This is a genomic window from Massilia frigida (genome assembly GCF_011682175.1).
GTDB classification, from domain to species: Bacteria; Pseudomonadota; Gammaproteobacteria; order Burkholderiales; family Burkholderiaceae_D; genus Telluria_A; species Telluria_A frigida.
Map to the genome: position 1 here is coordinate 1 of NZ_WHJG01000021.1, position 20,197 is coordinate 20,197.

Sequence of the window (20,197 nt, forward strand, 5' to 3'; positions counted from 1 at the left end):
CGCAAAAGCGATGGCGAGCCCGGCGTCAAGACCATCTGGCGAGGATTGGACCAAGTAATGACCGCAGCTCAAACATTGCAGGCACTACGGGAGGAAGGCGCCTGAGTTGTGTATAACGAGATGGGCTGTACTGTTTCTATGCACAGTATTAATAAGCGGTTGCGGAATCTGGGTGCCCGGCGCACGACGGCTACGCAACGCGCTTCCTGCCTACTGTAATTACCAGGAAGCGGACAAGCCCTTTGCGTAGACAATGCAGGTTTAAAATTCAATTAAAGTGAGATCACCATGAAAAACAAATTCCAAACCGGCTCTCCGCTCATAAAATTGTTTTGCGTTCGTCCAATGACGCTCCAAAGTTCCACAACTTTCGATCCGAAAAGGCGCCTCATACTGTCTGGCGTTCACGCCGCTGCAACGACTGTCGCTCTGGGACTAGTGGGCTGTGGCGGAGGAGGCGCGGATTCTGCCAATACCTCGCCTAGCAGTTCCTTACCAACTCCGCCTAGCAGTTCCGTACCGACTTCGCCGGCGGGTGAAGCATTTTCAATCAAAGGGGCTCCCTCGTCAGTGGCGCCCTTCTCGGATATAACTGTAACGATTCCAGACTCGAGCGCAGCGCGTTACTCCGGACGCTGGATCTTGTCAGATGCGATTTCGATACCGGTCGTCTTCCAACCTAGATCATCCGGGTCCAGCATTGTCGTGCTCGCTCCTGCGGGAGCCTTCGATTCTTACTGGATTGGCAAGGAAGGTTTGGTTAAATTGGAGCTCACTCGCGACCTCGCCGGCGTGACGGAAAAATCGACGGTAAGCATTAATGTCACAGCAATGCCGGCGAGCATCTATAAGCCGGGGACTGTAGCTCTTGTTGTCGCCAGAATCGCTCAAAGTATCATGACACAAGCTAGCTCATCGCTGTTGCAATCGACCTCGGCATCGATCTACAGGGCGAACATCGCGCAAACATTCGGTAGCGGCAGCCCGCCTGCGATGACGGACATGAATATCGATCAACTCAAGGTTCTGGACCGTCTCTTGTTATCTTGGCTTCTCGCGCTAGGCCTCGATATCACCGCATCGCCCAAGTTCAAGAGCCAAGCCAGTCTTCGGCACATGGCGCCACCAGACATCTTTGGCGGAGCGTCGAGCACAGACATCTCGCTTTTCGACGACCTTGCGGCGATGACGAACGCACTGGCCAGCAAAGCGCGCGAGTCAGCTGGTAAGCTGATCACTGCCGGCGGTGTTGCTGTAGCCGTAGGTCTTACGGTGGCAGCGGGCACCGCCCTTGGAGGGGGGTTGATCGTTGGCGGTGCCGCAGCTATTGGTGCTGGGCTGATGTTCGGCATGGCTGAGGGTTTTGTTTTTGACAATGCCATCAACTTTGCTGGCAATGGCACAGCAAAGCAAATCGAGTGGGGCAAGACCGCGAAGTTCTACGGCGAGCAGTTACTCAGCAATTTTACTGAAAACGTACTCGCTAAAAACTTCGGTTCCAAGGAGCTGCTGACCGGGCCCGGGAGCAGGCTTTACGCTTTCGCCGTGGATACCACTAAATCCTTTATATCGGCCGAAATTGCATCAAAGATTGCTGTTGCCACATCACGTATTCTTGGAGTTGTGGTAGATGTAAAACCTTTGCCGCCATACAAAGCGACGTGTCGATCTCCTGAAGTGGTGGGCCCGAATGTAGATTTGAGCTTGCCACTTTGCCCTCGATGACGTTTGCGGTGTCGTAAGCCGGAACCCTGGAAATTTCCGTCATAGGCGCGAAGGGTTCTGTCGCATTAGCGAACGTCGGCGGGGCAATCATGTAAACTGCGGCGCCCGAACCCAGGACGAATCGACATGCTCAACTTCAAAGGGATGCGCTTCCCTATCGATGTGATCCTCGTCTGCATCCGGTGGTATGCCGGCTATCCACTGAGCTACCGGCACCTCGAGGAAATGATGGAAGAGTGCAGCGTGTCGGTCGACCATTCGTCAATTAACCGGTGGGCGATTCGCTTCCTGCCGCTCATCGAGAAGATGGCCCGGAAACACAAGCGCCCGGTCGGCTGCAGCTGGCGCATGGATGAGACCTACATCAAGGTCAAGGGCGTCTGGAAATACCTCTACCGTGCCGTCGACAAGCAGGGCAAGACAGTCGACTTCTTGCTGACGGCCAAGCGCGACATGGCCGCAGCGAAGCGCTTCTTCGACAAGGCCATCGTGGCGAACGGCTATCCGGATAAGATCGCGATGGACAAGGCGGCGATCGATGCGATCAACACCAGCCGCGACGTCCCGATCGTAGTACGCCAGGTCAAATACCTCAACAACATTGTCGAGCAGGACCATCGCGCCATCAAGCGGGTGACCAAGCCCATGCTCAACTTCAAATCGTTCCGGTCCGCCGGCTCGGTGCTCGCTGGAATCGAGCTGATGCACATGATCCGCAAGGGTCAGTTCGAAATCGACGGCGCCGATGCGATGTCGTTCGCCGAGCAATTTTTTACGCTGGCAGGGATGGTCCGTCCAGTTTGAGGCGCACAGTGCCGTTCCAGGGAAAATTCCGTCGTTTGATCAACAACGCGACAGAACCGTTGCAAACGGCCGGCCGGAAAAGTCTGCCGCCTCGACTATTCCCTGGCGCCGGCGCTCAAGGCTTCTGTCAGCTTGCAATTCCCACGCTATTTGCTGCCTCAATGGGCGACCCTGCAATCGTCAGCGTCCGGCCATGATTCTCGGTTTCAGGCGCACAATCTGATTGTGACTGCTTGCGCAGGCCAGTTGACGCCATCGCCAACTGGCCGCATGCCGGCGGTCACCCCGCCGGCACCACCGATCAGGCGCGCGCGCCCAGCTGCCTGCGCCGCATCACGCCCAGCGCCGCCAGACCGACACCCATCATCATGTAGGTAGCCGGCTCCGGCACGACCTGCACCGAACCGTTATCGGCCGTGACCGCGATCTCGTTCAGACGGGAGTCGAGGAACAGCACGTCGGAGAACGTCAGCGCCGCACTGCCCAAAGCGAGCGCGTCCAGGCTGATGTGCGCCAGGTCGCCGCTGCCGAAGGCACCGGCGCCCGCGCCGAGGCGCGTGTTGAACACGTACGAAATCAAGCCGGTCGCGTTGTTGATCACGCCGCCGTCGCTGTAGGTCGGACCGGCTGTGCCCAGGAAGCCGCCCTCGACGACACTGTTCGCCTTGAGCAAAGCCGAGTCGAACGTCAGCGTGAACTGATAGCTGTACAGGTCCGAAATATCGGAGATCTTCACGGCGAGGTCCACCGTCGAGCCCACCGTGGCCGGCGCCGCGCTCAGCGACAGCGTTGGAATAGCAAAAGCCTGGGTACTGGCGGCCAGCAGCATGGCAGCCAGGCATTTCTTCAAAATCGTCATCGTGTTTATCCTATTGCCCCAAGGGGCGTGTTGTACGGTAACGGCCAGCCGGATGCACGCACCCGGCCGGCCGCATTTGGTCAGTTGCAGGAAGTGCCTTGCGACAGGCGCTGCGCTACGTAAGCCAGGTCGCGCGCATTGACAACGCCGTCGACCACCACGTCGGCGCGGGAGTCAAAGCCCGCCTGGCCGGTGCGCTTGCCGAACGAGGCCTTGACGATCGCCAGGTCGGCGCAATCGGCAGTGCCATCGCTGTTCAGGTCACCCGCCAGGCGGATCGCGACGTCCGCGTTCGACACGTCGAAGAACACGTTGCCGACCGCTTCCACCTTGATCCGTGCGGCTTTGGTCGTCACCGACGGCAAGGTCACGCTGGCGCTACCGTTGTTCGGCACGCCCTCGGCCAGCAGGTAAGGCCAGGTTTTGCCGCCGTCAATCGACAGCGCAATGTTCACGCTGGCCGTGTTCACCGGCGCCACATTGGTGTTGGCGACGTTCCAGCTGACTTTCTGCACCGAGCCCGAATCGAGCGTCAGCGCCGTGTCGAACGAGGTCACCAGGAACGGCCCGGCATTGGCGGCCAGCACCAGGCTGGTGCTGGCGCTGTTGACGCCACCCCTGCCATCGCGCGCCGTCAGCTTGAAGGTTAGCGATGCCGGCGAGGCGTTGGTGCCAGCCAGGCCCACGTAATCGGCGGTCGGCAGGAACTCCGAGTAGCAGTCGACGTCGGCCACGCTCGGCGGCGTGGCGGCAACGGCACAGGCGCCCGTGACCGCATTCGTGTTGTTGGCCAGAATTTGCACCATGTCAGGGAACACCCGCGTCGGGTCGGCCGTAGTGTGGTTCTCGCCCGCCGAGTTGTATTCGAGCGAATCGGCGTTGCTCACGACGGCGCGCGTGCCGAACTGGCGGAACAGCGGGCCGTTGAGCTTGACGTTGCTGGTCAAGCCGGTGCCGCTGGCCGCGCCACGGTCGTTCTGCTCCCACATGTAGGTGATCAGGTCGCCATCGGCATCGGTCGCGCTGCCGGTCAGGGCGAACGGCGTGCGCAGCGGGATCGTGTAGCCGGTCGGCACCGTCACGACAGGGGCGATGTTGCCCGATGCCGACACGGCGCCGCCGCGCGTGGTCGGTCCGCCCTTGGCGACTTCACCGACCAGGCCGCTGCAGCCGCCCGTGCAATCGGCCAGCTTGAGCGTCGCGACATTGACGCCGGCGAGCGCACCATTGAAGGTCACGGTGAACGCCGTGTCGGACAGCGCGCTGACCGACACCGTGGCGCCCGCTGGCCAGCCCGGACTGCCTTCCAGGGCGGCCTTGACCCCGCTGGTGGTGTAGTTGGTGCCGCGCACGATCGGCGCCGACAGGTTGCCGTTCACGTCGATCCGGAATTGCTGGCCTGCCGTATTGAAACCCCGCAATGCCACGACCTGGACTTCGTTCAGGATCGACTCGGCGCTGGAGGTGTAGGTCACGATTTCGTCGAGGCTGCGCTGCGACCAGTACGGGTCGCTGTGCGGCTGCAGATTGTCGCTGCCGCAAATGCCGGCATACGCCATGATCGACGAGCCGCTGCCCACTTCCACCGAGGTGCCGCCATTGCGGTTGCCGCCGCTGCAATTGGAGGTGATGCCGTTGAAGGTGTGGTTGCCGGCAAACTGGTGACCGAGTTCGTGCGCCACGTAGTCGACCGCGAACGAGTCGCCGACCGGCTTCGGCAGGCCGGTGCAACCCTGTGCCTTGGAATTGCCGCCAACCACGCCGAGGCTGGCAATGCCGCCGCCGTTCAAGCCCAGCGCAATGTGGCCGACGTCGAAGTTGCTGGCGCCGGCCAGCAAGCCCGTGACGACGCGCGTGCGCGACAGGGTCGAACTGCCGCAGCCTTCCGACTGGGTGACGGTGTAGCATGCCGCCGCGCCGCAAGGGCCGTCGGTGCCGGTCATCTGGGCGGCGCTGTCGAGGTTCAGGGCGTCGGTGGCGTCGATCAGCACCAGGCGGATCGCCGTTTCATCCTCGTAGACCTGGCTGACGCGGTTGATCAGCGTGACCTTGGCGGCCGTGACGTTGGCCGGGCCGCCGAAGTGGGTGGCATAGCTCGGGTCGGTGACCAGCGCCAGCCGGTAGGTGCGCAACTGGTCGCTGACGACCGCGTTCGGCGCCATGTCGCCGTCCACCACCCGGAACGGGGCGGCACTGGTGGCCTTGCCGTCGGTGGCGCTGACTTCGAACGCGCCGCTGCGGCCGGCGGGCAGGCTGGCCGCGACCGCACCCTTGGCGTCGGCCGTGGCCACCACGCTATGCAAGGTGGCCGTGTCGCCTTCGCCGCGCACGCTCAGGTTGACGCTCGCCCCCGGCGCGAAGCCGAAACCGCGTACTTCGACCGCGCTGCCCTCTTTATAAAAAGAATGCGACAGCGCCAGCTGCGGCTCGGCCAGCGCGCCTTCGATCAGCGGGCCGTGCGAGTTGATCAGGTCGACGCGGTTGTAGCTGGCGTACACGCTCGTATCGAGGTGGTAGTACGGGTCCACATACCAGCCGCCATTGGCCGAACGAACCGAGGCGTGCAGGCCGAGCGGCGTGATGTCCATGCGCAGGGTGGCGCTAGGATCGTCGATGCCGCGCCCCTTGTAGGTCTTGATTTCAGGGTGCTTGGCGGCCAGGCCGGCTTCCATGATGGGCGACTCGACCAGGGTGAAGCGCTGGTAGCCGCCGTCCGGATGCGGCAGCGAAATGGTCTGGGTGCTGGCCAGGGCGCTGCTGCCGCGTTCGAGCGGGGCGTCGGCAACGTACGACTGCATGCCGGCCGCATCCAGCGTGGCGCCACGGAAGCGCCGCAGGTTCAGGGACGGCGTGCGGGCGCTGGTGGCGCTCATCCGTCCAGCGGAGACGGCCACGTCCTGCCAGTACGGCGCGGCGCGCTGGGTCGATGCCGCTGCGGCGGATGGGCCGGCCGCGCCAGCCTGCGCGAACGGCGCGGCGGCAAAGGCAAGGGCAATACAGAGGGCAAGCGAGGATTTCTTGCATGCGGCGCTACGCGGATGTTGCAATCCGCCGTTGTCTAACGGATTCCAAGGCTTCATTGTCATGCGGTGCCCTTTCGCGGCGTGGTGAGCTTCGATTCGTCGGTGAGATTTCTTCCTGTGCTTTTTTCCGGCAGTACGGGCGTGCTTTTTCTTCAGGCAAGCACTGCCCTCGTCTTGCTGCAACTAAGGCAACAAGACTGGAGTAATAATATTGTCATATTTCCACTTTGCACAAGAATAACTAATTTCCTGTTGTAAAGTCAACGAAGGAAGGTGGCCCGCGCGGCGCAAAGCGCGCGGTCGGTATGCGCATGGCATGAAAGGCGCCGAAAACAGCCGCCGCGCCGGTCAAACTTGACGCCCGGCGGCCAGCCTCGGTGGTCCGGCTGGCGGTCCTCGAACGCCAGCGCGCCACGCGCGGGCAGCGCCAGGCGACCCGGCCTGGACATCGGGCTGAGAAACAGGCTCACGCTTTCCTGCGAATCGGGAAAATAGTTGAACAGCAAGACCGCCACGCCCTCGACCGCGCAGATAATCGACCCGCAGCACGGCGCTACACGATCACACTGTCTTGATCGACATCGGGAGTGAATCGTTGAGCTTGCAGAATATGCGCTTTTTGACGCAAGGGGAGCGCACTATCGGCACGCACGCCGGGATGCGCTTTTTACAGCGATCCCGGCGCGCTCCGAAAAACTGCGCTTGAGCCCCTCAGGTGGCGGACGACGCGATGTGGTCCGGAAGCCGAAGAAATTCGGACAGTGCGCGCACGCATATCGAAGTCGTCAACAAGGCCTTCATCTCCGCTTGCGGATCGAGCGGCGTCGCCGTCGTTCGATCCGGCACGAGAAGTACCGGCGATCCCGGCCATGCAGGCGCCTGCCACTGGTCGAGCAGCACGGCACACCAGCTGTTGGCCGCGCCGGCATCGTGCAGGGCCAGTGCGGCGAGAAGCCGGTGGGCGACGTCGAAACACGACGCGGGCCCGGCTAATGCATCGAGCGCCCGCCGAAACCCGGGCGGCAGGCCGCCCGGCGCCTGCGCTGGACAGGCACTTACCAATCGCAGGCCCCAGGCGATGCAGTAGGCCTGGGTCGACCACCAGAAGGTGTGGCCGGGACAGCGCTCGATCACTCTGCGCACGATCCTTTGCAGCGTGGCACCCGCCTTCGGCATGGCGAGCAATGCCAGGCCGGCGTTCGCCGCAACGTCATCGTGCGCGTCGGTCCAGCGCCCCCATCCTGGCTCGACAAAGGTATGGACACCCCCGCCCGCATCGATGTAGGGCGCCAGCAGGCCGGCGCCATCGAGTGCCATGCCCTGGGCCGCGCAAAAGCGCAGTGCCCACGCCGTGGAATCGGCGTCGGCACCTGTACGGCGGTTGTAGCCCCAGCCCGCGTCACCCTTGGCGGACATGACCGCGCGGCAGGCGCGTGCCAGCGCCGCCTGCACCCGCACGCGCGCCGCCGGGCCACGCTCGGCGGCACCGGTCAGGCACCAGCCCACCCACGCCGTCGTCCATGCTTCGGACGGACCGGGCGCAAGGTCGAACTCGCGCCAGAACCCGTCGCCATCCTGCTGCGACAACAGGTAATCGATACCGCCCGCAATGGCAGCGCGGATGGCGCGCTCGAATGGCGCTGGCACGGGACCCCGACTCACCAGTCGTCCGGGCCGTCGATACCGACGCACACGCCGCAGGGATAGGGCGTGTGGGTGTCCAGGGTGCCATAGCCGACGAAGACGCCGTTCCAGCTGACGGGCGCCGATCCGCCGGGGCAGAAATAGACATCCTTGCACCACTGGACCAAGGCCGTGCAAAAGGTATCGGTCCCGAGCGGCCTGCACGCCTGGGCCGAATCCCACGGACCGGCCAGCGCGACGGCCGGTTGCGAAGCTTGCAATGCTGTGAATCCTGGTAACATTTTATTCTCCTTGAATCGTTGGTGATGGGCAGTACATCCGGGCCGCACGATCACGGCCCGGCCTGGTGCTAGTAGTGCGGCAAGCGCCGCAGTTCCCGCAGGTTTCTCTGGGTGTCGATCAGGGGCCGGGACGGTGCGCTGGTGCTGCAAGGTTCGCAAGCAAAATAAATGCGCCAGCCCCGCAGGCCATCGGGGCCGTATTGCGCGCTCAGGTAGCTCGCCGCGTCGGCCCTGAGATCGCGCGCGGTCCGGCGCAGAGCGTCAATGCGCTGCGCCGGGACCTGCGCACGGGCCAAAAAGTCGAAGGCGATGTCCAGCGCAACGTTGGCGGGATCGAACTTCAAGGCGCGCGCCTGTCCCTCTTGTCCGTCGTCCACACCGATCACGCCCACAGGGCCGGGCCGGTACAGCGCGTGCAAGTCTTTCTCCAGCAGGGATTGCAGCCCTGCCGGGTAGCCGCAGGCGGCCAGCAAGGCGGGCATCCTTTCTCCGAGCGCCCTGCCCGCGTGTTCCCCGCTTTTGAAGTACAAGGCCGTGTTGTTCATCCCCTTGCCGCTGGATCGAAAGGCGATCCCGCGCGGACCGTTCACGCCCAGGGCGCGCGCGACACCATCCGGGCTCGGGCCGCTCCAGTCGAATGGCCGGGCATGCGCCAGCGCCGCCCGAAACGCGGCCTCGTCCGGCTCGCCCGGAAAACGGCAATACAAGGTGAGCGCGCTCGCCGTGTTCCCCTCCCAATCGAGGCGCAGCAGGAACGCGTCGGGACGGACCGCCTGCGCGAAGCGGCGCACCGACCAGGCCCAGTCGCCGGCGAACGGGATCTCGGCGGCCAGCACCTCCAGGTCGGGCAACTGGCTCGCGCTCAGCGGGATCATGCTGCTGAAGCGATGTTGGTCGTCGCTGTAGCTGTACTCCACCTGACGGCTGAGCGCGCCACGAAAGAGTTGCTGGAAAGTCGCAGCGGCACCCATGCTGTGCCGCCTCAGCCGACCGCGTACATCGCGCTGTCGACGAAGGGGGCCAGGCCGAGTGCCGAGGTCGACGCCTCCGTGCCCACCACGAACGGCCATTCCTCGGTCACGTCCACGGTGCAATACAGGCGCTCGGCGACGCCGGTCGCGCGGTCGACAAACGCCAGGATGACGATCACGTGGCGCCGTCCGCCCACGGTCTGGTGTACGCGCGTCTCGACGCCCGCCAGGTGGTGTCCGGGCCGTTCCGCAGCCGCCAGGAAGATGCCGGGGTGCTGCACCAGCAGATAGTTCAGCGCCCGGTGGCCCTCGGTGGCGCCCAGGTTCTCCGGGGTGCGCGAGGTGTCGCGGAACAGGTTGCGGGCCACGGCGTCGAAGTGCGCCGCGTCGATCTTGCGCGATTCGAGCACCGGCTGCGCGCTGCGGGTGAGCCCCTCGACCCATTCGGACAGGGAGAAGTTGTAAAGCTGGTCGGCCGATACCGTCGTCAACAGCAAACCGCCATGCGCGGGCGCCGCCGCAAACGTGCCGGTACGCCCGACCAGCACGCAGAAATGGGCCTGCTCGTCGCAGCCGGCCACGGCCTCGAACAGCGCGTCCTTCATGAAGCCCCCGGCCGGATTGATGGCATACGCGGGCATGCCGTCGATCAGGAAGATGTAGCTCATGCGCATCGCCAGATGGGGGTTGCGCTCAAGAACCGAACAGATGCGGGCTCCACGCGCGCGAGCGCCCGGCTCGCGCAGCGCGCACTCGCGCTGCTGGTACTCGCGCTCGATGCCCAGCGAGGGGAAGCGCACTTCCAGTTGCCCGATCGCGTAGACATACTGCTCCGACACGCTGGTGCGGGCCTTGCCGGCACAGTCGGGACACGGCGCGGCCGATGCCGGGGCCGGTGGCGCTCCGGGAACGTTGGCGGGGAGTGGGGACGTCTCAGGCTGCATCGCATTCATATCGGGATCTCCTGGGCAAGGCAAGTTGGTGGGAAAAGTACGGAGGCGTCCAAACAACGCCATGGTGGTCTGAACAGCGTAGCGACAAGATCGGGCCAGGCATCGGCGGGACGCGTCACGCGCAGCAATTCCAGCGCGCCGGCGGCAAGCACCGCCGCGAAACTGGTCCCGGAGCGCAACTCGTAGCCGTGGCCCGCTGCGGCGCCGGGAACCAGCTCGCCGGGCGCGTAGACGACATTCGGCAGGCGTCGAGCATGGGCGGAAAATGCAGAGATGTTTCCCGATGGACCAATCGAGCCGACCACCAGGATGCCGGGCCACGGGCAAGGCACCTGGCCCCAGCCGGCACCGTGATTGCCCGCCGGGACCACGACAATGGCGCCTTGCGCGCGCGCCCATTGCACGGCATCGCGCAGGCTGCGCCACTGGGGCGAATCGGCTTGCAGCAGCTCGCTGGAAAAGACGATGGTGCGGCAGCCGGCATCGACGGCTTGCCGCAGCGCCCGCGCGAGCGCGTCGGCCGTGGCCGCGATCGATGCGCGTCCCTCCAGCATGGCGTCGTCGATGACGGCGAAGTTAAAAATGGTCGCCCCCGCGCACAGGGCCAGCACGCGCCCCTCGCGCGCGGCGGCGTCACTGCCCACAAGCAGTGAGACGCAAAACGTCGCGTGCGCGCCAGCGCGGCCCGGCGCCGCGCCGGCCGATGCCACGATGCGCTCGCCGGCCAATGCCGGATGAGCGAGGTCGGCGCCACCGTCCAGCAGCGCGATGCGGGCGGATGCGGCGCTCGCGCGAACATGGCCAGGGGATACGCCAATGCCCGCTTGTCGCAACAGGAGGCTTCTCGACACGCCATCCATGGCCGGGTCAGCCGCCGGCAATGGCGTTGCAGTCGGCGGCGAAGGGGTAGGACACCTGCGACGAATTTTCCTTCGCCCCCAGGGTGCCCGGGGCCGGCGCCACCATCGGATACACGAGGAAGTAGTTGGTCGCGGCGGCGTCCGATCCATCCGGCTTGTCCGTCTCCACCAGGATGCCGACCCGGGCATTGAGCGTCACGTTTTGCCCGGCAGCGACCGGTACCGGGCCGGTGCCGCCCAGGTTCTGCTTCATCGGGGGCGACGCGAGCTCCATGGTCGCCGGGTCGAACGACCAGCTCTTGCCGACTTTGGTGTTATCGATACGAAATACCTTGAAGACGACAATCGCGTGGCCGGCGGGCGCCGTGATGGCCCCGCTGCCCGTCTGCGCGTGCGTGCACACGCCTAGTTGCCGATAGTAAATGACCGCGATCGGGTCCAGCGGCGTGGTACAAGCGGACAAGCCAAAGGTGAAGGCAAGGCAAGCCGAGGTCATGCGGAGCGAGTTCATTGATTCTCTCCTTCAAGGGGCACGGAGCACATCGGTTCGTCGCAGCAAAACCTGGCAGGAGGATAGGTAGCGCCCACCGCTGAAACATGCCCGGCCCTGGTAGCACAGCGAGGGGACGTCTTGGTAAAGTCTGTTGCCCTTCTTATGCTGCGGCATTGAGAAATATCAATGGTTGATTGCCAACCTCGTCACTCTGCCAGGGGCGACAAGGATCGCCGGGGCGCGACAGCGCACAGGCCGGCGCCGCGCTGTAAGGGGGTGCGCAAGCCCGGCCGGCTCGTCAGTTGTTCCGTGTCGGCCGACGGCTGGCGGCCCATGGCGATCGATCGCATGTCCTCGTACTTGCGATAAATGCTCAGGGCCGGTCCGGCATCGCTTTGTGCGATCGCGCAGTGCATCGCGCCCCGCTACAGTTACCCGGCAGGCACATATGCGGCAAGAAACTCGGCTGGCATGCGGCGCACCCGGCCGCTGCTGATTTCAATGCACACCAGGTCCCATCGCCCACGCAGGACAGTCATGCCATCGCGGTCCCTGATCAATTGAAAACGGCGCTCCATCGCGATCTTGCCATCGCCACCGGTCAGCCAGGTGGCCAGCGTCAGGGACTCACCCAACGCGGTGGGAAGCAGGTAGTCGTACTCGCCGCGGCGAATCGCCATCGCCCGGTCCAGGCGGCGGTAATCGTCCAGGTGCAAACCAAGCTTGTGCGAATGTGCCCAGCCGATCTGTTCGCACCATTGGACATACACGGCATTGTTGGTGTGATTGAGCCCGTCGATATCCCCTGGCTGAGGCGTGATCGTCTGCACGAATGGATTTACATGGTCCCAGTCCAAAACAGTCCCTTTTCACTAGATTTGTGCGATTGCACACCTTATCCGATGCAATTTTGTTTACCAGCCCCCGCATGCGCCACCGGCCTCTCGGCATACGCGCTTCCAAGCGCCCGCATCATTCCGCGTTCCCGGTCTCAGCCGAAGCGCACCTGGTCGTCGCCCGGCACCACGCCCAGTTGCGCGGCTAAGGCGCGGCGCAGATTGTACTCCGTGCCGAAGCCGCTCTGGCTGGCGGCGCGCTTGACTGTCATGGCGGGGCACGCGAGCAGGCGGCACGCGGCCTGCCTGTGCAGCCGCAGCCGCAGCCGGCGGTGCAGGGTCAGGGCCGACAGCGCCAAGCGGCCACCATCTGCCGGGACGGATGACAAAAGAAACGTGAAGAAAGGCGCGCTTCGTCCGACGTGCATGAGCTTCCCGCCTTATGCCGCTTTCTCGTCTCATCCCGCCGAAACGCGACGCTGATCCGCCGCAGGCTGAGCCCGGGCTTCGCCCCTGGTTGACATTCCCCTTACCGTCGCCGGATGCAAACCCGCCCTGCCTGGCGCTACGCCGGGGCGGCGTAGCGCTTTTTTATCCGCGTATGTATCAGCTTGCGAGCGCCGCAGCCTACCTATACGAAATGATAGCTACGTCCATAAACAGGTATATGTAAAGTCGCACTGACTTTGCAATTTGGCAAGAATTCGGAATAGGTAACTATCTGTTGTCGTGCGGCTCCGGCAGTGCGGCAATGAGAAACACGCAGTTGAATTCGCAAAAAATACTTTCTCTTGAGCATTACCCGCTTACTACAAAGGCGGCGGGCCGTTGGCCTGGAAACAGAAAACACGCTGACCAACATCGCCCTTCTTGAACCACGCAGCTGGTCGACAGACGCGCGTCATCCCACCGCCGGTACCGCCCGGCGAGCGGGCTGCACCCTGCGCCTTTCGATATGTCAAAACATGGCGGGAGCACCGTTGCTTCCGGTTATTGATTAACTAAAAGGAATTCTGGATGACAAATTATTCTGACATTTGCATAGTTGGCGCGGGTATAGGGGGATTGAGTTGTGCGGCCCAATTGATCAACGCCGCCGCTGGCAAGAATTTGCGGGTGCGGGTGTTCGATATGGATACCAGCGTGGGCGGGCGCATCCAGTCGCGCAAGATAGACGAGGAGGAAATCGCCGAACTCGGTGCCGCCCGCTACTCGCCGCAGCTCCATCCGCATGTCGAGCAGCTCATGCGGGAATGCGGACTGGCGCATGCGACCTACCCTTTCACCCAGGTCGTGTCGCTCGATCGCGCACAGGAAAAGCTGAAGGCCACCCTGGTGAGCCTGAGTGCGATGCTGAACGAACACCCGAATGATTCTTTCCTTGATTTCGTCAGCCAGTACCTGGGCGCCGCCGAAGCGACCCGCATGATCAAGGCCACTGGCTATGACGCCTTGCTCATGCCGGTCATCTCGGCCGCCATGGCGTACGACATCCTCAAAAAGCACCCGGAAACCCAAAGCTTTACCGAAAACGCCGCCAACGAATGGCGCTATGCCACCGATGGCTACAGCGAACTGCTGCGCCAGCTGCAGCGCCAGGCACAGGAGGCCGGCGTGGAATTCCGGCTGGGGCATCGCTTGCTGTCGGTTGAAAAATGCGGCGCCGACCATGTGCTCGCCTTCCGCCATATGGGCGATACCCAGATGCACAGGGCGCGCCATGTGATCATGACCCTTCCGCCGAGCGCCATGAAGCGCCTGAACGTCGACTTCCCGGCTTCCTTCAGTCCCTTCCAGTACGATTCCCTGCCTTTGTTCAAGGGCTTCCTGACCTTCGATACGGCGTGGTGGGACGCGCTCGGGCTGACCGACAAAGTGCTGATGGCCGATAATCCACTTCGGAAAATCTACTTCAAGAGCGACAAATATCTGGTGTTCTACACCGACAGCGCCAGCGCCACCTATTGGCGCGAATACCTGGAGCAAGGGGAAGACGTTTACCTGGACCGGGTGCGCCACCATCTGAAGGAAGTGCTGCCGCTGAATGGCCAGCCGCTGCCGCAGATCAAGGCGCATTTTTACAAGCACTGGCCCCATGGCGTCGAGTTCAGCCTGGAGCCGGAAGCCGAGCATCCGGCCACCCTGCTCCACCGCAACGGCATCATTTCCTGCTCGGACGCCTATACCGCGCATTGCGGCTGGATGGAAGGAAGCCTGATCAGCGCCGGGCACGCCACCCGCCTGTTGCTGGAGCGGCTCAACCACCCGGCTGACCAATCCGGCGACGGTGTGACGCGCGCCACCTCCCTGACAGAGCGCGCATGAGTATTCTCGACTTTCCCCGTTTTCATTTTCGAGGGTTTGCTCGCGCCAATGTGCCGACCGCTAACCGCAATACGCACGGTCATATCGATATCGCCACCAATGCGGTATCGATCGCGGGTGAACCAGTCGATCTGCGCCGCCCGCCGTCCGAATTCCATGAGCACCTGAAACAGCTTGCCCCGAGGTTCAATGCCGCGGGCAAGCCCGATCCGGAAGGCATCTTCAGCGAGGCGGCAGGCTACAATTTTTGCGGCAACAACCATTTTTCCTGGGAAAACGCCAGGATCACCGGCGTCCAGCTGCGCGATGGCGAGGTCGACACCCAGGACGCGCTGGTCGGTGCCAAGCTGGCCCTGTGGGGACATTACAACGACTATCTGCGCACCACGGTCAACCGCGCCCGATGGGTCGACAGCAATCCGGCCGAGCCGGATAGCACGCTCATTTACGCCGGCCAGTTCACGCTGAGCGGCAAGCACGCCACGCCCAATACGCCCAGCCTGTTCAGTGCCGACATCGGGCAGGCGCACTCGGTACGCTGGGTCGGCAATGGCCATATCACCGAACGCCAGGGGCATTTTCTCGACGATGAATTCGGCCGTTCCAGGCTGTTCCAGTTTTCGGTGGCGAAGCAGGATCCCCATTTCCTGTTCAATCCGGACACACCGCTGCCGGACAGCATGCGCGCATTGCAGCAGGCACTGGCCGACGAGGACGTGCTGGGGCTGACGATCCAGTATGCCTTATTCAATATGTCGACGCCGCAGAAGCCCGACTCGCCGGTCTTCTACGACCTGGCCGGCAGCATCGGCCTGTGGCGCCGCGACGAGCTGGCCACCTATCCGGCCGGGCGCCTGCTGCTGCCGCGCCAGGGCAGCCTGGGGCCGGTGCTGGTGAAGGTGCATGCGGACCGGGTCTCGCTGAATATGCCGACCGCCGTTCCCTTCACCACGCGCGAGGCAGGCGCCGTGTCCGAACAGCATCCGACCCATGCCCTGGGCGGCAAGCGGGCGCTGGGCGATCTCCTGCTGCACGGCGCCACCGGCAGGCTGATCGCCCGCATCCCCGAGCAGCTGTACCTGGATTACTGGCGCCATCATGGTGTCGTCGATGTGCCGCTGCTGCACCCCGCCACGGCCTCCGGTTCGCTGAGCCTGTCCAGCCCCCAGGCGCAGTGGGACGAAGCCGACTGGGTGCTGCAATCGGACAGCAATCACCTGTATCTGGAAGCGCCCAACCGCCACAAGCAGCAGGACTTTCCGCAGACAATCACGGTACAAAGCCGTTTGCGCGGCGAGCTGGCCGCGCATCCGGGGTTGACGGCGCAGGCGCAAGACGGCGCGCTCGTCAGCGCGCAGGTGGCAGCATCGGCGCTGGGCGAGGGCTACGCGCAGCTGACCCTCACCGGCCGCCATCCGGGCGCGACCCGCATCATGCTGGGCGAGGCAAAGGGGCAGCAGTTCATCGGCGCCCGGGTCCTGCCCGACGACTGGGACCTGGACGAGGTAGCGGCCGAACAGGTCGATTATGCCTTCCTCTACCAGCACGTGATGAGCTATTACGAGCTGGTGTATCCCTTCATGTCGGACAAGGTGTTCAGCCTGGCGGATCACTGCAAGTGCGAAACCTATTCGCGCCTGATGTGGCAAATGTGCGATCCGCAAAACCGCGACAAGAGCTACTACATGCCGAGCACGCGCGAACTGTCGCAGCCGAAAGCGCGCCTGTTCCTGAAATACCTGACCCAGGTCGAAGCCGCCGCCAAGACCACGCTTCCCCAGGCGGGCGTACGGCATGTCATCGGCTGCAAGGGCGAACTGATCGCCGAGCTGAAAAAGGCGATCGACCTGGAACTGTCGCTCATGCTGCAGTACCTGTATGCCGCCTATGCCATTCCCAACCATGCGCAGGGCGTGAAACTGGTCGACGCCGGCCGCTGGCTGCCGGACGAGCTGGAACTGGCCTGCGGCACCGAAGACCGGCGCCGCAACAGCGGCGCGCGCGGCGCCTTGCTCGACATCGCCCATGAGGAAATGATTCATTACCTGATGGTCAACAATGTGCTGATGGCGCTGGGCGAGCCGTTTTACGCCGGCGCCCCGGCGCTCGGCGAGCAGGCGCGGCAGCGCTTCGGCCTGGACACGGAATTTGCATTCGAACCTTTTTCGGAGCATGTCCTCGCCCGGTTCGTGCGTTTCGAGTGGCCCGACTATCTTCCCACGCCGGGCAAATCGATCGCCACCTTGTATGCGGCGATCCGCCAGGCCCTGGCCGACCTGCCGGACCTGTTCGACCCCGACGGCGGCAAACGCGGCGGCGAACACCACCTGTTCCTCAAGGAGCTCACCAACCGCGCCTATCCCGCGTATCAGCTGGAAGTTGGCGACCGCGACAGCGCGCTGTTTGCGATCGACTTCGTCACCGAGCAGGGGGAAGGCGTCGCTGTCGATTCACCGCATTTCACCGTATCGCATTTCCAGCGGCTGCGCGAGCTGGCCGGCCGCTTTTCGGCACGCGGCAAACCGTTCGAGCCGGCAGTGCCGGCGCTGAAAAACCCGGTGCTGGAAGCACGCGCCGACTGCACCGTGGTCACCGACCGCAAGGCGCGCTCGCTGATGCAGCTGTATCAAGGCTGCTATGAGCTGACCTTCCAGCTGATGGCGCACCATTTCGCGCAAAAGCCGCTGGGCAGCCTGCGCCGCTCGCGCCTGATGAATGCATCCATCGACATCATGACCGGTTTGTTGCGGCCGCTGTCGGCCGCGCTGATGAACATGCCGTCCGGCGTGCCCGGCCGCAACGCCGGACCGCCGGTACCCGAACCGGTCACCACCACCATCGACAGCGACTACAGCCTCGGCTGCCAAATGTTGGCGCAGAAATGCCTGGCGCTGGCCCAGTACGCCCGCAGCCTTGAAGCCGATGTGGTCGGCATGGCGCAAATCGCCATGTTGGAGTTCTTTAATCAGCAATTGACCGATTTATCTCGGGGAAAGATGTCAAGAGAGGCCTAAATGCACAAAATCATCATCGTAGGCGGCGGCCTGGCGGGTAGCCTGAGCGCCATCTATCTGGCGCAACGCGGACACCAAGTCCACGTTGTCGAAAAGCGCAGCGATCCGCTGCTGGAAACCGCGGCAAACGCCGATCCGGTCAGCTCGCGTGCCATCGGCGTGAGCATGACCGTGCGCGGCATCAAGGCGGTGCTGGGAGCCGGGATCAGCAAACACGACCTGGACCAGTGCGGCGAACCCATCGTCGGCATGGCATTTTCGGTCGGTGGTCAATACCGGGTGCGCGAGCTGGCTGCGCTCGAAGGCTTGTATCCCTTATCGCTGGACCGCACCGCCTTCCAGCGCCTGCTGAACAGATGCGCCGCCAGGCACAAGGTGAAATACTATTTCGGGCATAAGTGCCTGGATGTCGACCTGGAAAACAAAACCGTGCTGATCCAGGGCGAGGATGGCGTGTTGCAGCAGTTGCAGGGCGACCTGATCATCGGCGCCGACGGTGCGCACTCCGCGGTGCGGCGCGCCATGCAAAGCAGCATGCGGCGCTTCGAGTTCACGCAGAGCTTTTTCCGCCACGGCTACAAGACCCTGGTGCTGCCGAACGCGGCTGAACTCGGCTTCAGGAAGGATCTGCTGTATTTCTTCGGCATGGATTCGAAAGGCACGTTTGCCGGCCGCGCGGCCACCATCCCGAACGGCAGCATCAGCTTCGCCATTTGCCTGCCCTACTCCGGCACCCCAAGCCTGACCACGCACGACCGGGAAGCCATGTCAGGCTTCTTCAGCCGCTACTTCGGCCGCCTGCCGCAGGCCAGCCGGGACGCGCTGCTGGAACAGTTCCTGGCGCTGCCCAGCAACGACCTCATTAATGTCCGCTCCAGCACCTTTCATTACAAGGGCAATGTGGTCCTGATCGGCGATGCGGCGCACGCCACCGCCCCCTTCCTCGGGCAGGGCATGAACATGGCGCTCGAAGATGTCCAGGTCCTCGTCACCTTGCTCGACCGCTACGGCGACGACCTGGCGCGCGCCCTGTCCGAGTTCACGCAGCAGCGCAAGGTGCAGGCGGACGCCATGCAGGATATGGCGATCGCCAACTACGAAGTGCTGAGCAACCCGAATTTTATTTTCTTCCTGCAGACCCGGTACACCCGTTACATGCACAAGAAATTTCCCCGTGTTTATCCGCCCGACATGGCGGAGAAACTGTACTTCACATCGGTTCCCTACGATGTGCTGCAGCAGATCCAGAAGAAGCAAAACGTTTGGTACAAACTTGGAAGGGTAAACTAATGAACATTCTCGTCATCGGCGCCGGACCAGCCGGACTGATCTTTGCCAGTCAAATGAAACAGGCCCAACCCGCCTGGAATATCAGTATTGCGGAAAAGAATACCCAGGAAGAGGTGTTGGGCTGGGGCGTGGTGCTGCCGGGACGCCCGCCGCGCCATCCCGCCAATCCGCTGTCTTACCTGGCGCAGCCGGAACTGCTGCATCCGCAATTCCTGGAGGAATTCAAGCTGGTCCACCACGACCAGCCGAACCTGATGAGCACCGGCGTGACGCTGTGCGGCGTCGAACGCCAGGTCCTGGTGCAGGCGCTGCGCGCCAAATGCGTGGCGGCCGGCATCACGATCAGTTACGAAACCCCGCTGGCCAGCGTGGCGCAACTGGAAGCCGGGTACGATCTGGTGGTGGTGTCGAATGGCATCAACCACACATCGCTGGAACTGCCGCCAGCGCTGGCGGCGCAGGTCGATTTCGGGCGCAACAAATATATCTGGTACGGCACCACCCAGCTGTTCGACCAGATGAACCTGGTGTTCCGCGAGAACAAGCACGGTCTTTTCATCGGCCATGCCTATAAATACTCGGACACGATGAGCACCTTTATCGTCGAGTGCAGCGAAGAGACGTATGCCAAAGCCGAGCTGGGATTCGATGCCGAGCGCGACGCCGCCTATATCGCCAAGGCGTTCGCCCCGGAACTGGGTCAGCACACGCTGGTCAGCCAGCCGGGCCAGGGCTGGCGCAACTTCATGACCCTCAGCCACGACCTGGCCAGCGACGGCAAGTTCGTCCTGATCGGCGATGCGCTGCAATCGGGCCACTTCTCGATCGGCCATGGCACCACCATGGCGGTGGTGGTGGCCCAGCTGCTGGTGAAAACGCTCAGCGCCGAAGCCGACACGGCCGCGGCCCTGGCCAGCTTCAACGCGCGCGCGGTGCCGCTGGTGCAGCTGTTCAAGGAACATGCCAACGCCAGCCGCCTGTGGTTTGAAACCGCGGGCGAGCGTGCCGCTCTGAGCAACGCGGACCTGACCGCCAGCTTCGACGCCCGCCGCAATCACTTGCCGCCGCTGCAGGATGCGCTGATGGCCAGCCTCGGCTACGCCCTCGGTCGCTAAAGGA

The 20,197-nt window shown here is 63.5% G+C and carries 17 protein-coding genes; 6 read left to right on the top strand and 11 right to left on the bottom strand.

Going from position 1 to position 20,197, the window contains the following annotated elements; genetic code table 11:
* Positions 1–705 precede the first annotated feature (705 nt).
* A complete protein-coding gene (locus F2P44_RS19515; RefSeq protein ID WP_167088721.1) occupies positions 706–1,725 on the top strand; it encodes a hypothetical protein in 1,020 nt (339 codons plus the stop codon).
* 126 nt (positions 1,726–1,851) lie between these two features.
* Complete coding sequence (locus F2P44_RS19520; RefSeq protein ID WP_167088722.1) at positions 1,852–2,529, top strand: IS6 family transposase; 678 nt, start codon at positions 1,852–1,854, stop codon at positions 2,527–2,529.
* Between the two features lie 301 nt (positions 2,530–2,830).
* Here the strand turns inward: F2P44_RS19520 and F2P44_RS19525 are convergent, their stop codons facing one another.
* The 11 genes from F2P44_RS19525 to F2P44_RS35630 all read right to left on the bottom strand — a co-directional run bounded on the left by F2P44_RS19525 (position 2,831) and on the right by F2P44_RS35630 (position 12,877).
* Entirely contained in the window at positions 2,831–3,388 is a 558-nt protein-coding gene (locus tag F2P44_RS19525; protein ID WP_167088723.1) for a cohesin domain-containing protein, read from the bottom strand.
* Between the two features lie 80 nt (positions 3,389–3,468).
* Entirely contained in the window at positions 3,469–6,435 is a 2,967-nt protein-coding gene (locus F2P44_RS19530; protein WP_229423630.1) for a M12 family metallo-peptidase, read from the bottom strand.
* Between the two features lie 236 nt (positions 6,436–6,671).
* On the bottom strand, positions 6,672–6,917 hold the full coding sequence (locus tag F2P44_RS19535; RefSeq protein WP_167088724.1) for a hypothetical protein: 246 nt from the start codon (positions 6,915–6,917) through the stop codon (positions 6,672–6,674).
* Positions 6,918–7,122: 205 nt separating this feature from the next.
* On the bottom strand, positions 7,123–8,058 hold the full coding sequence (locus F2P44_RS19540; RefSeq protein ID WP_167088725.1) for a prenyltransferase/squalene oxidase repeat-containing protein: 936 nt from the start codon (positions 8,056–8,058) through the stop codon (positions 7,123–7,125).
* Between the two features lie 11 nt (positions 8,059–8,069).
* Positions 8,070–8,336, bottom strand: a complete 267-nt coding sequence (locus tag F2P44_RS19545) for a hypothetical protein (RefSeq protein WP_167088726.1) — start codon at positions 8,334–8,336, stop codon at positions 8,070–8,072.
* Positions 8,337–8,404: 68 nt separating this feature from the next.
* A complete protein-coding gene (locus F2P44_RS19550) occupies positions 8,405–9,307 on the bottom strand; it encodes a hypothetical protein (protein ID WP_167088727.1) in 903 nt (300 codons plus the stop codon).
* Positions 9,308–9,318: 11 nt separating this feature from the next.
* On the bottom strand, positions 9,319–10,260 hold the full coding sequence (locus tag F2P44_RS19555; protein WP_167088728.1) for a cyanobactin maturation protease PatG family protein: 942 nt from the start codon (positions 10,258–10,260) through the stop codon (positions 9,319–9,321).
* Positions 10,257–11,093 (bottom strand): S8 family serine peptidase, encoded by an 837-nt coding sequence (locus F2P44_RS19560; RefSeq protein ID WP_167088729.1) that lies wholly within the window; start codon positions 11,091–11,093, stop codon positions 10,257–10,259. Before F2P44_RS19560 ends, F2P44_RS19555 begins: the two co-directional genes overlap by 4 nt.
* Before the next feature lie 34 nt (positions 11,094–11,127).
* Positions 11,128–11,631, bottom strand: a complete 504-nt coding sequence (locus F2P44_RS19565; protein WP_167088730.1) for a hypothetical protein — start codon at positions 11,629–11,631, stop codon at positions 11,128–11,130.
* Between the two features lie 413 nt (positions 11,632–12,044).
* Complete coding sequence (locus F2P44_RS19570; protein ID WP_370662723.1) at positions 12,045–12,443, bottom strand: acyl-CoA thioesterase; 399 nt, start codon at positions 12,441–12,443, stop codon at positions 12,045–12,047.
* A gap of 161 nt (positions 12,444–12,604) precedes the next feature.
* Positions 12,605–12,877, bottom strand: a complete 273-nt coding sequence (locus tag F2P44_RS35630; RefSeq protein WP_229423631.1) for a hypothetical protein — start codon at positions 12,875–12,877, stop codon at positions 12,605–12,607.
* A gap of 589 nt (positions 12,878–13,466) precedes the next feature.
* Between F2P44_RS35630 and vioA the strand changes: the two genes are divergently transcribed.
* Genes vioA through vioD form a run of 4 tightly spaced genes read left to right on the top strand, consistent with a single transcriptional unit; the run spans position 13,467 to position 20,193 of the window.
* Complete coding sequence (gene vioA, locus F2P44_RS19580) at positions 13,467–14,774, top strand: flavin-dependent violacein biosynthesis tryptophan-2 monooxygenase VioA (protein WP_167088732.1); 1,308 nt, start codon at positions 13,467–13,469, stop codon at positions 14,772–14,774.
* Entirely contained in the window at positions 14,771–17,788 is a 3,018-nt protein-coding gene (gene vioB / locus F2P44_RS19585) for an iminophenyl-pyruvate dimer synthase VioB (protein ID WP_167088733.1), read from the top strand. Before vioA ends, vioB begins: the two co-directional genes overlap by 4 nt.
* Positions 17,789–19,078 (top strand): NADP-dependent violacein biosynthesis oxygenase VioC, encoded by a 1,290-nt coding sequence (gene vioC, locus F2P44_RS19590; RefSeq protein WP_167088734.1) that lies wholly within the window; start codon positions 17,789–17,791, stop codon positions 19,076–19,078. It abuts the gene before it with no gap.
* Positions 19,078–20,193 carry a flavin-dependent violacein biosynthesis monooxygenase VioD gene (vioD, locus tag F2P44_RS19595; protein WP_167088735.1) on the top strand — a complete coding sequence of 372 codons (1,116 nt, stop codon included), beginning with the start codon at positions 19,078–19,080 and terminating at the stop codon, positions 20,191–20,193. Before vioC ends, vioD begins: the two co-directional genes overlap by 1 nt.
* The last annotated feature ends 4 nt before the right edge of the window (positions 20,194–20,197 follow it).